Source organism: Nostoc sp., from assembly GCF_036917435.1.
Classification (GTDB): domain Bacteria; phylum Cyanobacteriota; class Cyanobacteriia; order Cyanobacteriales; family Nostocaceae; genus Nostoc.
On sequence record NZ_JBALDM010000019.1, the window covers coordinates 18,495 to 34,461 of the forward strand.

17 protein-coding genes are annotated in these 15,967 nt (G+C 42.0%); 11 read left to right on the forward strand and 6 right to left on the reverse strand.

Annotated elements, in window-relative coordinates:
• Nucleotides 1-51 precede the first annotated feature (51 nt).
• Nucleotides 52-621 carry a dCTP deaminase gene (gene dcd, locus V7K98_RS08330; protein ID WP_335020686.1) on the reverse strand — a complete coding sequence of 190 codons (570 nt, stop codon included), beginning with the start codon at nucleotides 619-621 and terminating at the stop codon, nucleotides 52-54.
• A 91-nt stretch (nucleotides 622-712) separates the two neighbouring features.
• A complete protein-coding gene (locus tag V7K98_RS08335) occupies nucleotides 713-1,249 on the reverse strand; it encodes a P-loop NTPase family protein (protein WP_335020626.1) in 537 nt (178 codons plus the stop codon).
• Between the two features lie 342 nt (nucleotides 1,250-1,591).
• On the opposite strand from V7K98_RS08335, the gene V7K98_RS08340 reads away from it, so the two are divergent.
• The 5 genes from V7K98_RS08340 to V7K98_RS08360 all read left to right on the forward strand — a co-directional run bounded on the left by V7K98_RS08340 (nucleotide 1,592) and on the right by V7K98_RS08360 (nucleotide 7,593).
• Entirely contained in the window at nucleotides 1,592-2,215 is a 624-nt protein-coding gene (locus tag V7K98_RS08340) for an adenylate kinase family protein (protein WP_335020628.1), read from the forward strand.
• A gap of 140 nt (nucleotides 2,216-2,355) precedes the next feature.
• On the forward strand, nucleotides 2,356-3,099 hold the full coding sequence (rph, locus tag V7K98_RS08345; RefSeq protein WP_335020630.1) for a ribonuclease PH: 744 nt from the start codon (nucleotides 2,356-2,358) through the stop codon (nucleotides 3,097-3,099).
• Nucleotides 3,100-3,371: 272 nt separating this feature from the next.
• On the forward strand, nucleotides 3,372-4,094 hold the full coding sequence (gene pgl / locus V7K98_RS08350) for a 6-phosphogluconolactonase (protein ID WP_335020632.1): 723 nt from the start codon (nucleotides 3,372-3,374) through the stop codon (nucleotides 4,092-4,094).
• A gap of 224 nt (nucleotides 4,095-4,318) precedes the next feature.
• The gene (locus V7K98_RS08355) at nucleotides 4,319-5,215 is read left to right on the forward strand and encodes an FHA domain-containing protein (protein ID WP_335020634.1); all 897 of its coding nucleotides are present in this window, start codon (nucleotides 4,319-4,321) and stop codon (nucleotides 5,213-5,215) included.
• A 311-nt stretch (nucleotides 5,216-5,526) separates the two neighbouring features.
• Nucleotides 5,527-7,593 (forward strand): tetratricopeptide repeat protein, encoded by a 2,067-nt coding sequence (locus V7K98_RS08360; RefSeq protein ID WP_335020636.1) that lies wholly within the window; start codon nucleotides 5,527-5,529, stop codon nucleotides 7,591-7,593.
• Nucleotides 7,594-7,604: 11 nt separating this feature from the next.
• Here V7K98_RS08360 and V7K98_RS08365 read toward each other — a convergent pair whose 3' ends face one another.
• Together V7K98_RS08365 and V7K98_RS08370 are read right to left on the reverse strand one after the other, a co-directional pair.
• Entirely contained in the window at nucleotides 7,605-8,378 is a 774-nt protein-coding gene (locus V7K98_RS08365) for a hypothetical protein (RefSeq protein WP_335020638.1), read from the reverse strand.
• 130 nt (nucleotides 8,379-8,508) lie between these two features.
• Nucleotides 8,509-10,041 (reverse strand): DUF1565 domain-containing protein, encoded by a 1,533-nt coding sequence (locus V7K98_RS08370; protein ID WP_335020640.1) that lies wholly within the window; start codon nucleotides 10,039-10,041, stop codon nucleotides 8,509-8,511.
• Between the two features lie 217 nt (nucleotides 10,042-10,258).
• Here V7K98_RS08370 and V7K98_RS08375 point away from each other — a divergent pair, with 217 nt between their 5' ends.
• Nucleotides 10,259-10,453 carry a hypothetical protein gene (locus V7K98_RS08375; protein WP_335020642.1) on the forward strand — a complete coding sequence of 65 codons (195 nt, stop codon included), beginning with the start codon at nucleotides 10,259-10,261 and terminating at the stop codon, nucleotides 10,451-10,453.
• 211 nt (nucleotides 10,454-10,664) lie between these two features.
• Here V7K98_RS08375 and V7K98_RS08380 read toward each other — a convergent pair whose 3' ends face one another.
• Both V7K98_RS08380 and V7K98_RS08385 read right to left on the reverse strand, forming a co-directional pair.
• Nucleotides 10,665-11,195, reverse strand: a complete 531-nt coding sequence (locus V7K98_RS08380; protein WP_335020644.1) for a pentapeptide repeat-containing protein — start codon at nucleotides 11,193-11,195, stop codon at nucleotides 10,665-10,667.
• Between the two features lie 226 nt (nucleotides 11,196-11,421).
• The gene (locus V7K98_RS08385; protein WP_335020646.1) at nucleotides 11,422-12,816 is read right to left on the reverse strand and encodes a TldD/PmbA family protein; all 1,395 of its coding nucleotides are present in this window, start codon (nucleotides 12,814-12,816) and stop codon (nucleotides 11,422-11,424) included.
• Nucleotides 12,817-12,896: 80 nt separating this feature from the next.
• Here V7K98_RS08385 and V7K98_RS08390 point away from each other — a divergent pair, with 80 nt between their 5' ends.
• The 5 genes from V7K98_RS08390 (at nucleotide 12,897) to V7K98_RS08410 (ending at nucleotide 15,502) form a co-directional block, all read left to right on the forward strand.
• Entirely contained in the window at nucleotides 12,897-13,043 is a 147-nt protein-coding gene (locus V7K98_RS08390) for a histidine kinase (RefSeq protein ID WP_335020648.1), read from the forward strand.
• A 138-nt stretch (nucleotides 13,044-13,181) separates the two neighbouring features.
• Nucleotides 13,182-13,520 carry an RNA recognition motif domain-containing protein gene (locus V7K98_RS08395; RefSeq protein WP_335020650.1) on the forward strand — a complete coding sequence of 113 codons (339 nt, stop codon included), beginning with the start codon at nucleotides 13,182-13,184 and terminating at the stop codon, nucleotides 13,518-13,520.
• A gap of 120 nt (nucleotides 13,521-13,640) precedes the next feature.
• A complete protein-coding gene (gene rpsU / locus V7K98_RS08400) occupies nucleotides 13,641-13,832 on the forward strand; it encodes a 30S ribosomal protein S21 (protein WP_334859327.1) in 192 nt (63 codons plus the stop codon).
• Between the two features lie 36 nt (nucleotides 13,833-13,868).
• The gene (locus V7K98_RS08405; protein ID WP_335020652.1) at nucleotides 13,869-14,126 is read left to right on the forward strand and encodes a hypothetical protein; all 258 of its coding nucleotides are present in this window, start codon (nucleotides 13,869-13,871) and stop codon (nucleotides 14,124-14,126) included.
• A 137-nt stretch (nucleotides 14,127-14,263) separates the two neighbouring features.
• On the forward strand, nucleotides 14,264-15,502 hold the full coding sequence (locus V7K98_RS08410; RefSeq protein WP_335020654.1) for an acetate kinase: 1,239 nt from the start codon (nucleotides 14,264-14,266) through the stop codon (nucleotides 15,500-15,502).
• The last annotated feature ends 465 nt before the right edge of the window (nucleotides 15,503-15,967 follow it).

Here is a 15,967-nt window from a genome sequence, read left to right on the forward strand (position 1 = left end):
AAGTCCTACGCGATCGCTAAATTATTTCCTCTGAATCAGATATCATTTACTCTAAATACGAGCCAAGGTAACAATTTCTTGCTGATCCTGATATTTTCCCTGTCTTGCTTCATAACTGATAGCGCAAGGTTCACCTTCTAAAAAGAGTAATTGCACCACGCCTTCGTTAGCGTAGATGCGGCAGTCTGCACTAGATGAATTAGAAAATTCTAAAGTTAAATGACCTCGCCATGCAGCCTCAGCAGGTGTCAGGTTTGCAATTATTCCACATCTTGCATAAGTAGACTTACCTATACAAATTACAGTAATATTCTCAGGAACCTCCAGCTTTTCTAGAGCAACCCCAAGTCCATAAGAGTGCGCAGGTAAAATAAAGTAACTGCCACTGGCATCAGTATGCAATGCTGTTGGCTCTAAATTTTGGGGATTAAAGTTTTTGGGATCAACTACAGTTCCGGGAATATGGCGAAAAATGCGGAACTCAGCCGAGGAAAGGCGTATATCGTACCCATAAGAAGACAAGCCATAGCTAATTACAGGCACAAGCGCTACAGAATTGTCTTTTTGCACTTTTCGGATTAAGCTCGGCTCAAAGGGCGAAATCAAACCCTGTTGAGCCATTTCAGTAATCCAGATATCGTTTTTAATCACAAGTTCGTTACTAATGTTAATTTAAACAGACTTGATATAGTAGCACGAACCGAATATTTTTTTAGGGTCTATAACTCCGACGAATCTCTGTAATTTGATCTGCTACATCCAAGAGAGATTTGGGCATCTCTGGCCCTGTAAGAATGATATCGACGTGGGGAGGGCGTTTTGCCAGAAACGCTAAAACTTCTGTTTCAGGAATTAAACCAAAGTTAATCGCTAAACTTAACTCATCTAATACTACGAGAGAATACTTACTCTCACAAACTACTTGTTGTGTATATTGCCATAGCTTTTGTAAAGCTTGGTTTTCCGTATCGTCTAAATGTGGTGTATCGATACAACGAGGCAAATCGCAGCGAATCCAATCTAAATTTTGTCCTAATTGTATGGGTCGATCGTGTCCTTGACGAATGCCCCCTTTGAGGAACTGCACGATTAATACTGACGTTCCTTGTCCAGCTATTCTTAGTGATTGAGCGATAACACTCGTGAAAAAATTACGATGGGAGCTAGTGAAAACTTGCACTAGACCTTCAACTGGATATGCCAAGGTAACGCTTGAATTGATACTTTGAGTTTCTAGCTGGGCAACCATAGAGTTAAGTTCAAAAAGATACAATAATTAAGTTTTCTTGCTATCAGTAATTAGTGGAAATCTGCCTGTATAATCAATCTGTTTTTCACAGGTGTGGTGGATTTGGCAAATTGCATTCTTAGTCAAACACTACGTTTGTGTTTAAGTCAAGAGTTGTTTTGATTGGATTTTCGTATTTTCCCTAAGATTGGTTGTAAAAATCAGAACGTAATATTTCCAGTTCCAACTATTTAAAAAAGCTGGGCATAAGGTCTGAAAACCCGTAAATGTTAGATTTGCCGATTGTTTGGGCAAAACAGACTTAGCAAGTAGTGAATTTGACAGCATGAGGAGTGAATTGTTGTGAGATTGGTGATTCTGGGAGGTTCAGGATCGGGGAAAAGCACTCAAGCACAAAGGCTTGGTAGATACTTTGATATCCCTCTGATTTCCACAGGTGAGATTTTACGGGAAGCAATATCTGGCGATCAGTCCCTGCCGGAATTTCGATGGTCAAAAGCCGATCCCCGGACTTCTCTTTCGGTTTACGCTAGCCTGAATGAACTAGGTTATCACGCACGACCCTACATACAAAAAGGGGAGTTAGTTCCAGATGAAATGATTATTGATTTGATCGGAATTCGCCTCAGACAACCAGATATTAACTGCGATTGGGTCTTAGAGGGCTATCCTCGTACTGCCTTCCAAGCTGAAGAATTAGATTTTTTATTGGATGATTTAGAACAAAAGCTAGATTGGGCAATTTATCTCCAAGTTCCAGAAGCAGTGATGGTTAGCCGATCCTTGGGGCGATCGCTACCAGATGACCAACCCGAAATCGTGCAGCGCCGTGTAGAATTATTCTACGATCGCACCATTCCCATCCTAGAATATTACGACCGTCGTCGCTCCCTATTGACCATCAACGGCGACCAATCACCAGATATGGTTCAGCAAAATATTTTGACTCTGATTTCAATTCCTTAGAAGAATAAGGAGACGCTATGAATCGCCTCTGTACAAGAGTTTGGAGGAATTCTTTTCAATTCCCAATTTCCAATTCCCAATTCCCACTCACAACACTAAGGTAATCTTAAGGCAGTATTTTAAAACTTGAGGCAATTCTAATGGCTTGGCAGCGTCCAGATGGCCGTCTTCCCTACGAACTACGTCCGATTAGCTTTTACCCCAATTTCACTCGCTTTGCCCCTGGTTCTGTTCTCGCAAGATGTGGTGATACTCAGGTACTTTGTACTGTTAGCGTTAATAAGGGAGTCCCAAAGTTTCTCGAAGGAACTGGTAAAGGCTGGTTAACTGCTGAGTATAGAATGCTTCCATCTGCTACTCAAAAACGCCAAGAAAGAGAATTATTGAAATTATCTGGACGGACGCAAGAAATTCAACGCTTAATTGGCCGCAGCTTACGGGCAGCAGTAGATTTTGAGGTATTGGGAGAACGCACCCTGACTGTAGATGCTGATGTTTTGCAAGCAGACGCTGGAACTCGAACAACAGCTATTACAGGCTCGTTTGTAGCGTTGGCTCATGCGATTTCTAAATTGTTGCAGGAGGGCGTGTTAGAGCGATCGCCCCTGTGTGGGCAAGTAGCAGCAGTTTCCGTAGGATTACTGGAGGGAGAGCCATTTTTGGATCTGGATTATATCGAAGATGTGGCTGCAACAGTAGATTTTAACTTGGTGATGAATCAACACCTGGGAATCATTGAAGTCCAAGGAACAGCCGAAGAAGGCAGCTTTAGCCGTACTCAGTTGGATCAATTGCTAGATGTCGCTGAAAAAGGAATTCAAGAATTGTTAATCGCCCAACGTGAAGCGATCGCTGATTGGAAAACCTTATTTGTGATTAATTAGTTTTATTAATTTTTCATAAGAATTAATAAATGTATCCTTTGTGGCGTTAATCAACAAGGTATCAAGTAACTGGGTGTAAATAAAAATAATCATGAGAAGAGTTAGTGGTTAGTATGACTGACTACTGACAACTTCACGTTGAAAGTGATAATGAACATCTAGATTTTTCACTCTACTTAATCCATGATGTTAAATGTTTCAAAAGTTAAAAAGGAGGATTGTAATAAGTTCGGTATGGTATTGCTGGAAGCCAGCAATATGATGATGAAGCCATGAACAAAACCGTTGAAGTTTTACCTGATCAGCCGGCGCTGGTTGCACGAGCGCTAAAATTAATTCTGTCCAAGTTAGAAACTGCCATTGAGCAGCGAGGGCAGTTTACCATCGCCTTATCTGGCGGCAGTACACCTAAACCGTTATATGAAGCGATCGCTACTCAAAAACTGCCTTGGGATAAAATCCATGTATTCTGGGGCGATGAACGTTACGTACCAGCAAATCACCCCGATAGCAATGAACTGATGACGCGTCGTGCGTGGCTAGATCGTGTTGATATTCCAGCAGCTAACATTCACGCCGTACCAACTTTAGAAGCCAATCCAGAACTAGCGGCTGCTAAGTATGAACAACATCTCAAAGAATTTTTTAATTCTTCTAGGGTGGAGTTTCCCGCATTGGATGTAGTATTACTAGGAATGGGTGATGATGCACATACTGCATCTTTGTTTCCCCACACAGAGGCTCTCAAAGTACGCGATCGCCTGGTGACTGTAGGTAACAAAGACGGAAATCCCCGGATAAGTTTTACATACCCCTTCATCAACTCTGCTCTCAATGTGATTTTTCTGGTTGCTGGCGCTAATAAAAGGCCAGCTTTAGCCCAAGTCTTTGCACCTGTAGCCGATGACTTCACTTATCCATCGCGCTTAATTCGCCCCAATGGTGAACTGTGGTGGTTGCTAGATGCAGCAGCAGGTTTAGAACTCCAATCTTGAAGAATTGGGAATTGGAAATTGGGAATTGAGAATTGGGAATTGGGCATTTGGGAAGAATAAATAATATTGTCTAGTCCCCAGTCCCCCAGTCCCCAATCCCCAATCCCCGTATCCAAAATTTATCGTTCCATCAGCAGTAATTGCTAAAATCTAAAGCTAGGCCCGCCCTTTGCTTGCCAGTTTTACCTAATTTTATGATGATCTTGAACAAAGGCTAAATATCGATGATCGTCTGCCCTAATTGCAATCATCCCAACCCTGATGGCGCTGTCCAATGTGAAGCTTGCTATACACCGTTACCTGCGACTACTAACTGTCCCAGTTGTGGAGCAACTGTGCAGGCAGATGCAGCATTCTGCGGTCAGTGTGGCTATAACCTTCACTCCGCAGGAGTTCCACACGTTCATCCTGCTGTAGCTACAACAGTTACTCCCAATGTCCCTGTGGAAGTCCCAGCCTTAGTTCCACCCGATCCCCTGTTAGAACTTTTACAACCAGATGCTTTGGGAATGAGCAGTTCTACTAATTCTCATCCTCCTACCTCATCTTTACCAGCAACAGAAGTAGCAGTTCCCCCAGAACCAGCCCCAGCTTTTGAAGCTCAACCGATAGTCTCTGGGCAAAGTATTCCGACTCCACCACCGTTGGAACCACCGCCAGCCTCTGAAGCTCTCCCCATAGTCTCTGGACAAAGTATTCCGACTCCACCACCGTTGGAACCATCATCAGCCTCTGAAGCTGAAGTATCGTCGCCAGAACCAATTCCAACTGTTGCTAGAACGCAATTGCAGCAGGTTATAGCGCGGTTAATCCACGTTCAAACCGATCGCCTAATTGAACTGCCGCAAAATCTCTCTGTGATTCATATCGGCAAGCCTAACGATCGGATTCCCCCAGATATAGACGTTTCAGGATTTCCTAATTCAGAAGTCGTCTCGCGGATTCATGCAGATATTCGTGTTGAGGGAGATGCTCACTATGTAGAAGATGTGGGCAGTTCTAATGGCACTTACATTAATAACTTGCCCCTTTTACCGGGGAATCGTCATCGATTGCGGCCAGGCGATCGCATCAGTTTGGGTAAAGGAGACTTAATGACATTCCTGTTTCAATTTGCTTAACTGATTTTCCATCAATTGTGACATCAGTCTAAGCATTTTCTGCTCATCCTCCAGCATTTTTGCAGGAGAAACAAGCGACGGATAACTATGTTGTTTACTTTAGCTAATATGTCATTATAGCGTTTCTCGACAAGCGTGAGGTATACCCATAAGGGCACGGCAGTGCCGTGCCCCTACACCAGGCGATATAATTTTGTACCGTCTCTGAATGGGAACCGCTATACCTCTACAAAATTTAATACTCAATTTTGTTATAGATTGGAGAGAGGCACGCCGCTTCAAAAACTGACCAACAGACCGAGATGGTTGTTATGAAGAGCAAAAATCAAGCTATTTTCGCTTTAATTGTAAAAAACACTATTGTCTTTTTACCCTTACTGTTATCCGTTGGAATTGCTAGTGGACAATCTGCACCATCACCGTCCCCAGCAGTAACACCCACTCCAGTCTTATCGAATCAGGAACGGGAAGAATTAGCGCGACTACGAGCAGAAAAGGGAATTCAACAGCAAGTCCAATCTGATTTTAAGAGCGCTTTTAGCCGTACAACTATCTTAGTTAATATCTGGCTAGTTATATTAAGTCTATTTCCAGTTGCTATCATTGCTTTATTTTGGCTCTTACGACGGGTGATAATCCGGGAAATTGTTGATAGAGCGATGCAACAATTACAAGGAATGGAAAAATTACAAAATCAGCTAACTACTGTTAAAAAAGAAGCTGAAAATGTTATTCAAGAAGTTAAAAAAATAAATTTTGAATTAGAACGGGAAACGACTGCTTTACAAGAAAAGATTAAAACTCAACAAGAAAATGTATCTATTCTGACATCTGAGTTAGATTTAGCTAAAGCGCAGGTATTAAGTAAATTAGAAACTGAACTTAAAAAATCTCAAGAAAATATAGCAAATTTAGAGTCAAATTTTGCATCTGGGATATCTAAGTTAGAGGTTGATGTTCAACAACAAAGAGATGTAGCACTAAAAAATATAGAAAATTTAGAATCTGTACTGACAAAAGAATTGTCTAACTTAAAGCTAGGTATACAACAACAGCGAGAAGTAGCCATTAATGATTTAGCAATATCAAAGTCTGAGTTCACATCTCAACTTTCTGGATGGCAGGATGAAGCTCAAAATCAAAAAGATATTGCTTTTGAAAATTTTAAAAAATTGCAGTTAGAACTTGCTGACCAATTATCGAATTTACAGGTAGATGCTCAAAAACAAAAAGATATCGCAATTGATAAATCAAGAGAATTAGATAATCAATTTAAGTCTCAATTAGCTGAATTGCAGACAGATGCTTATGAGCAAAAAAATAAAATTGTTGTGAATTTATCAGTATTGCAGTCAGAGTTTGCTGAACAACTCTCTGAATTAAAATTAGATGCTCAAAAGCGGAAAGAGTTAATTATTGAAAACCTAGAAAAATCTGGTTCTGAGTTTAGTTCACAATTTTCCGAATTGCAATGGAATGCTCAACAACAAAAGATTCTGATTTTGGAGAAGTTAGAAAGACTAGAAACTGAGTTTGTATCTCAACTTTCTGAATTACAATTAGATGCCCAAGGAAGAAAGGATCTTATTCTTCAAGAATTAACTAAAATTACACCTGAATCAATTCTAGAAGCGGTGAATAATGAAGTTGAGGAAGAAATAGAGGAACAATCACAACAACCAGAATTCACTGCTGATGAGTATGTACAACAAGGAGATGCACTATTTTCCCAAAAACGCTATGAAGATGCGATCGCAGTTTACAACCAAGCGGTTAAAATCCAAGGTGATGAACCTGTCACTTGGTTAAAACGAGGTTTAACTCTAGGGAGGTTAAAACGCTATAAAGATGCGATCGTATCTTATGATCAAGCTATCAAACTTCAACCAGAATATCATCAAGCTTGGTGCGATCGCGGCGTTGCTTTGGGAAACTTACAACAGCATCAGCAAGCCTTCGCTTCATTCGAGAAAGCTACACAAATTAAGCCTGATGATGCTGTAGCTTGGTTAAATTGCGGTCTTTCCCTAGTGGCATTAGAACAATATGAAGAGGCAATAGTGTCTTTTGAGAAAGCGTTAGAATTCCAACCTAATTCTCCCAAAATTTGGGATAAACATGGTTATACGTTGGTAAGATTGGGACGCGATGATGAAGCGATCGCTAGTTTTAACAAAGCCTTAGAAATTAAGCCAGATTATGCCAGTGCTTATTACAACAAAGCAGCCTGTTACGCACTGCAAAGGCAAGTTGAATTATCTCTGGTAACTCTACAACAAGCAATTGAACTTAATCCCAGGTACAAAGAAGACGCAGCAACTGACCTAGATTTCGATGATATTGCTAATGATAAGCGTTTTAAGCAGTTAGTTGCATAAAGAGTCATTTGTTATTGATTTTTCTCCCTACTACCCATATCTGGCGAATTGTGTTCGCTAGACATTGCCTTGAGTTTAGATGTAAAAGACTCAGAGCGATCGCTTTTTTCTGGAGTAAATTGCCCGATAGGGGCATGAATAGCAGCAGTTGGGAGGAGTTTGGGCTGTCGTTGATGATGGCTTGGCGATGGAGAAGGTAATGGAATTTCTTGTGAAGTTTGTCTTTGGCTGACAGCAGATAATCGCTGAAGGGTTGCCAAAGAAGTAATCTTCCCAGTTAACGGAGACTTCAAGACGGTTTTATTGTCTCTTTCTTCGTGGTTCTCTTGTTCTTCACTCAAATATGTCTTTTGTTCAGAACTTTTCAGTTGTAGAGTCGCAGTATTGCTGTGTTGATAGCCGTTATGAATCTTCGCAGGTGGTAGTTGAAGACTCGTGACTTTCTCTACAATGGGGTTTTTCTTGGGTAGCGGTAGGGCTGGTGCAGCAAATGAGGTTAAGCTTTGAGGAAATTTGCTACAAACCATCCGTTCAAATTCCATGTTGAAATGATATGTAGTCTGATCCCGGCGCTGCCAAAATACTAATATTTGCTGCACAGAAACCGCTTTATAACGACCTTGATATAGTGCCTCAATCACTGCCAAGTGTAGCCAATTCAGTGGGTACTGCGCTTGCCAACGCTCAACTAGCTCATTGGCACTATACCCACTGAGGTCAAAACTATAGTTAATTAATAAAGCGATCGCCAAGTTGGCAGAAGTATCTGGAAGTGTTGTTAACATGGGGCTATTAGCTTTTGGCAATAGGTCTAAGATTTTTCACCCATCGCATATTAGCCTAGCGTGCTTTTAACTACATGGTTTTTTTTCCATAGAGTACCAAGCCGATAAGCAGTGTTTCCTATTTTACTTGTCAAGTTCTAGAATGCAACCCTACATAGACTGATTTAATCGCAGATGTTCGCCCAATGGCAACTAATGCCTGATAAACCATCGCTGCAACTTCGGCGCATGTTGCCAAACGTGAAGGTGCGAGTAATTTGGAATCTGGGTAATTAACGATGATTTTTTTCTGTGTAGCAGTGGCTACGGCTTTTCGGGCGTAGTCGGGAATGGTATGACGATCGCTATATATTTCTAAAACATCGTTATTAGCCAATGGTAATCCCAATCCATTTACTAGAGAAACAATCACCTGTAGCCGTTGGACATGTCGATCGGGGCGAAAAGTGCGATCGCTAAATCCGCCAACAAAGCCGCCGCTAGCCGCGATTTGGATGGCGTTATAAGCCCAAAAATCCTTGGGTACGTCTGTAAAATCAGGCGCTGAGATTTTCGGAAATGGGTTAAAGGCGATCGCTACCAGAGATGCATATTGGGCGCGAGACATGGGCTTATTTGGTTGATAGTTACCATCAGCAAAACAATGAGTTAAATTCATACTCACTAATGCCTGGATAAATGGTTCTGCCCAATGTGCATCTAGTTGAACAGGTGCAGGGAGTTTTTGAGATGAAGATTCAGTCGTAGCCTCAGATAATCTAGTATTAACTGCTACTTCATCGGCTGAGATAAATTCACATAACCCCTTAACTAGAGCAGGATTTAACTGATTACCTACGGAAATCAGCTTTTTTGTAGTAGCATTATATAAATCAAATTCACTATTATCACGAAAAATATTATCAGCAGAATCTTGAATATTACCTAAGTCAGGAATTGCATTGCCATTGACTAATAGACCACCTTGGGTACTGTGAGCAATGAGATTTTGACGCAATATAGGTTGAGCGTTGCGAGAAAGTGCGATCGCAGTACGATTTTCTGATAATTTGTTATTTGCGATCGTCGGTTTAGCAAAGTCACTAAGCGCTATCCCTAAACGGTTTCTTTCAAATACATTCCGCAGTACTTCTCCCTGGCTATGACCTGCCATCACTAAGCCACTAGCAGTATTTTGCACAAATATGTTATCTAAAATTGCGGGTTTGGCGGTACCAGTGCTAAACACACCTTCCCGTCCACAGTCCCTCAAAGTATTGTTAGCTAAAGTAGGTGCAGCCGATTCAATCCAGATACCAGTACCTTTGCTTGAGGGATTGGTGACAGTGACACCTAAAAGATTGACATTATCTAGCAAAAGCAGTGTGATATTTTGTATACCAAAGCTGCGACTTTGATACTCGCCACTCCCAGAAATTACAATCTCTGCACCTTTGCTCGCTTCCTTACCCACCACTATTGCCCCTTCAGGAATAATCAGTGGGAACACCTCACCAGTGGCAGCACTGTAAGTCCCCGACTCCAGATGAATTATCGTTGGGATTTTAGTTACTTTTAAGGCACGGGTGAGGCTTTTAAACGGACTCAACCGTGAACCAGTATTGTTATCATTCCCTGTTATAGGGTTGATATAGAGTGTGATGACGAGGGCAGAGTTCACCATTGATAGTTGAGAGTCAATTGTTTTAACGAGTCGCGGAAGTCCCCACCTTCAATGTACTCATAAGGTGGGGATTGTGAGCCAAGCTTTAAGGATTACATCTGGAATTGATTTTTTGCATAAACAAAAACTCTCTTCTGGATGTATGACGTTTTGATAAGCAAATCGTGTATACACACAACTTATAGACTCTCATGGAACATTCCAAGTTTTCATCTCAATGGCATTGTTAGTCGAAACAATAACATTGTCAGTCGAAACAATAGCATTGTTAGTCGAAACAGTAGCATTGTTAGTCGAAACAGTAGCATTGTTAGTCGAAACAGTAGCATTGTTAGTCGAAACAGTAGTATTGTTCGTCGAAACAATAGTATTGTTAGTCGAAACAATAGCATTGTCAGTCAAAACAAAATAAAAACCTCACCCTGTCCGATCTTTAATCCCTTTCCTTACTAAGGAGAGGGACAGATTTTACGTAGTAAAACCAGGGTGAGGTTTCTTAGAAACTTGTGTGTACGCCGTAGCTTTGCTAAGGAGAGGGATTAGGAGTGAAGTTTTAAGATTTACTTAAATAGATCGGGAAGCCCAATATATTGAGTCAATAGCCTAGAACCCCTGAAACTAGATTAAACATTCTGATCCAGGATTGTTCCTTCTATATTGGCTCCTTCCAAATTTGCTCCGCTCAAATTTGCCTGATGCAAATCTGCTTGAGTAAGATTTGCCTGAGATAAATCAGCTACTGTTAAGTCTGCACCACTCAAATCGGCTCCATCTAAATTCGCCGCGATTAAATTTGCTTCCTGTAAATCTGCTTCACTCAAGTTAGTTTCAATCAATTTAGCAACCGTCAAATGAGCTTGACTCAAATTAGCTCCTTCCATTGCGGCTCCATCCAAGATTGCTCCATCCAAAATAGCTCCGCTTAAGTTGCTCCCAGTGAGATCGGCATTGCTCAAATCTGCTCCATTTAAGTCAGCCTCAATCAAACTAGCTTGTGCTAAATTCGCATGACTCAGATTAGCTCCATCTAAAATTGCTCTATCTAAAATTACGCCACTGAGATTGGCTTGGCTTAAGTTTGCCTCGCTTAAGTTTACACCAGTAAAATCTCTGACACCTGCGGCATAGTTTTTCAGGAGTTGATCTGCTTTCATATCTGTCGCTGTGCTAAAGAACGTTTAATTCAGCCTATTCAAATTACCTAGACAGTGAGTAAATCCCCAGCACGCGCCACAGAGGATTTTAATATCAAATCACTATTATCTACATTAATCATCCTCAACTACTGGCGCTACTATCTAGAGTTGTTACTTATTTCTATACCTGGGAGGGATGTTGAAGTATTTAAAATTTAGGCATTGACTCAGCACTCAGTACTCTTCATGTTTCCCCACCAACCACTACATCTTGAATTCGGAGACTGGGGCCACCACAACCTACCGACAAACCATTTTGTCCTCCTTTACCACAACCGCCAGATTCATCCCAGTAAAAATCATTACCAATAGCCTCAATATCCGCTAAGGTTTGGAATACATTTCCCGAAAGCGTTACATCGCGTACAGGTTCAGCAATTTTGCCGTTCCTAATCATCCACGCTTCCCCAGCACTAAAGGTAAACATTTCCCCATTGGTCATTCCACCCAACCAATTACGGGCATAAACTCCTTCTTTGATATCAGTGAATAAGTCTTCGACTGGCGTTTTACCCCGTTCAATCCAGGTATTTGTCATCCGCACAATCGGGTTAAAGTGATAATTAAGACATCTAGCATTACCAGTAGGCGCTTCCTCCAATTTGCCAGCAGTTTCACGAGAATGTAAACGTCCAACTAAAACTCCATCCTTAATTAATTGAGTAGTTGTAGCAGGCGTACCTTCATCGTCATAAAAATAGCTACCGCGATGTCCCTCTGGGGCCGCACCATCAAAAATTTGCAGTTCTTCGGGGCCAAACCGTCGTCCAATGCTCATGACTTCTAAGAGATCGGGATTTTCGTAAGCCATATCGGCCTCAGAAAGATGTCCGAAGGCTTCGTGGACAAATAAACCAGTGAGAATTGGGTCAATAACTACGGTGTAAGTATTACCTTTAACAGGTGGCAGAGATAAAGCTGCGATCGCTCTTTGAGCCGCACCTTGTACTTGTTCATCCAAATCAGTTAAATCTTCGTAAGCTTTGCGAGAGCCTGTAGTTTCTCGCCCAGTTTGTACAGTTTCGCCATTTCTCGCGGTAGCGGCAAAGCGCATTTCCATATCTACCCAAGATTGCTCAATTAAAGTGCCTTCTGAGGTAGCGATAATTACTTTTTGGGCACTGTCGCCGTAACGCACCGAAGTAGTGGTAATTCGGGGATCAACGCTCTTGAGCAATTCAGTATAGCGATCGCACAACTGTTTTTTCTTCGAGAGTGGAACTTTCCGAGGATCAGTTCCTTTTAGAGGGAGAATGCATATTGCTTGTACTGGGTCAATGGGTGCAAGTAAAGTTTCTTCATCACCAACCATCCGCGCCGCCGCGATCGCTTCTTCGATCCGATCCTGAATTGTCCCCAGGTGGTTAAAGCAGCTTAACCCCCATCCACCTTTATAACAAGCGCGAATATGTCCACCAATGGAGATGCCAACGCTTAGGGTTTCTACCTTGTCGCCACGCAACAAGATATCAGTCCCCTCTGCTTCTTCAAGGCGAATCATTAGATAATCTACACGCTTTGAATAGCGAGCTATGAGGTCAGAAAGTAAATTTTGTGCGTCAGCAAGTATAGTCGACATTTTCAGGTAGTTACAATGACGAACTGCATTCATTTTGCAATTATTTGGGCAATTCCTACTACCAAATGTTGGAGTTGCCCATGAGGGGTAGGGAGCAGGGAGATAAGGGAGATAACGAGAAGTTACATACAGTAAGTCTTTTCCCAATTCCCCATACCCCATGCCCAATGCCCCATGCCCAATTCCCAATTCCCAATCTTAATACTTCCTTTTTAAGAACTCAATGATGTGCTAAGGTAGTTAGGTGAGAATAAAATTCGGTTACAGCGTTTGTTTTTAGTATTGACAGGCTTTTTCCTTTTGGTCTTAACAAGCTTGTCTCCGAAATCTAAATCTCTACACACCTATGATTTTGGAGATAACGCATGTCAATTTATGTAGGTAATCTATCCTACGAGGTCACATCAGAAGACCTCACATCAGTTTTTGCTGAACATGGTTCTGTAAAGCGCGTTCAGTTACCTACTGATCGTGAAACTGGTCGTCCACGCGGCTTTGCTTTCGTAGAGATGGGTACAGAAGCTGAAGAAACAGCTGCCATTGAAGCTCTTGACGGTGCTGAATGGATGGGACGCGATCTCAAAGTGAACAAAGCTAAACCCAAGGAAGACAGAAGTGGTTCCTTTGGTGGTGGTGGCGGCGATCGTCGCGGTGGCGGCGGCGGCGGTGGATACAATCGTGGTGGCGGCGGTGGACGCTACTAAGCTTTAAGATCAAAAATTAAGTTTTAAGGTTTTAAGGGCAGAATCATTATCTGCCCTTTTTGCTCTCCGGTCTACTGGATTGCTCAAAATTGCCCAGTACCAATTAAGTAGGAGATGAAAATGACCCAAGTATTTGTGGGCGAAAATGAAGGAATTGAGTCAGCCCTACGTAGATTTAAGAGGGAAGTTTCCAAAGCAGGTATTTTTCCAGACATGAGGAAGCATCGTCACTTTGAAACGCCTTTAGAAAAACATAAGCGCAAAGAAGTCGCAAGACACAAACAATCTAAGAGAAATTTCCGTCGCAATTAAGAATAAACGATATCTACGGTAAGCGACACTAACGCAGTGTCTCATAATATTCTTAGCTGTCGAAGGGGCGATCGCTTTACTGGTGAATATGAATGTTCAGGAGCATTCGCACTTGATTCAGCAGCAACAGGCTACGAAAATGTCTTCAACTATTTAGCTCCATTGACTAATCCAGAACTGAGAGAAGAAGCCGAAAGAATACTTCCTCTTGGCATTTCTGAAACAGAAGAGACATTGAACGGCATTCTGAAGCAAGCGCAAGTTACACCGAAAGAGTTCATAGAAAATCTATGAGCGATCGCTTTGAAAAATAATTCAACAAAATTTTAGCGATGGAGTCACACCTTTGCTACATATTATGCCCATAGGCTAGAAGCATAAGGTTACATTTAGTGACACGATCAAAGGTGGTCATGTTTTGATGTTGTCTTATGAAGATATTGGTGCTTAATGCCGGATCGAGTACCCAAAAGAGTTGTCTGTATGAAATTGCAGATGAGGTTTTCTCCACCCAAGCAGCCCAACCCCTTTGGGAAGGGAAAATTAACTGGACTCAAGATCGTGGTGTGGCAGAAATTGAGGTGAAAACCGCTACTGGTGCAACACTGCAAGAATCAATCTCTAGCGATTCTCCACAGGCACACCTTACCTATATGCTTCATACACTTACTGATGGTGCTACCAAAGTAATAGATCAGTTTTCAGACATCAATGTGGTGGGGCATCGCATAGTACATGGTGGACAGGATTATCGAGATAGTGTGGTAATTACTGATGATGTCAAAAAGGCGATCGCTAGTTTAGCTAATCTCGCTCCAGCCCATAATCCAGTTGCTATGGAAGGTATACAAGCAATTGAAGAAATTTCAAAAGATGCCACCCAAGTAGCAGTCTTTGATACTGGATTTCATGCCACTCTCCCCGATGCAGCAGCCATCTATCCCGGCCCATATCAATGGGTAGAGCAAGGTATACGTCGCTATGGGTTTCATGGTATCAGTCACCAATACTGTTCTCAACGTGCTGCCCAAATTCTCAGTCGAGATGTTCCACTTGAGCGGTTAATTACCTGTCATTTGGGAAATGGTTGCTCTTTAGCGGCGATTAAAAACGGTCGCAGCATTGATACTACAATGGGATTTACGCCCCTAGACGGATTGATGATGGGCAGTCGTTCTGGTTCAGTTGATCCGGGGATTCTGATTTATCTGTTACGACACTGCGATTACTCCCTTGAAAAGTTGGATGATATCTTAAATAAAGCTTCTGGGTTAAAGGGAATTTCGGGTGTATCTAGCGATATGCGGGAAATCAGAGAAGCAATGTCTAAGACGGGCTACGCCTACGCTCAAAGTAATTCCCGCGCTCAACTGGCGTGGGATATCTATGTGCATCGCTTGCGTTCCGGTATCGGTGCAATGCTTGCCAGTTTGGGCGGATTAGATACTTTGGTGTTTACAGCAGGCGTGGGTGAACACTCTGCGGAAATTCGCCAAGCCGCTTGTGAAGCTTTTGGTTTTTTGGGATTGAAACTTGATATTGAAAAAAATCAGCAGCAGCCTGTTGATAAAGATATTGCTACAACTGACTCAGCAGTGCGGGTATTAGTGATCCATACTCAAGAAGATTGGGCGATCGCTCAACAATGTTGGCAACTTTTGCAAAAATAAAAATAAGATTTACAGAACTGGCCCTTTCAATGTGGTGAAATTTTTGGACAATAATTCCTCTTCTCTCTGTGTTCTCTGCACCTCTGTGGTTACATAAATTACTTTTAAACCGCAGAGGCACAGAGAAGCCAGTACGTTGGGCGGGTTCCCCGACTTGTAGCAACTGGCGCGGCGCAGAGAGAATAAAAGAGATTTTACTCACTTTGCAAGTGTCATAGAAAATGCCTAGCGAAAGAGCCAACCCCTTTAAGAGATTGGCTAAACTAAGAGTATTTGTTTATCGAACAGAATTCAGGAGCCAGAATTCAGTTGGGTATTCTGATCGAAAAAGCGCATAGCGAGTATTCGTTCGCGCAGTGTCTCGTAGAGAGCATCGCGTCTTGATTCTGGCTCCTGTTCGCGGAGTGTGCCGGAGGCATTATTCTGAATTCTTCTTTATTGAGTTGTCTAGTGAACTACTCAGAC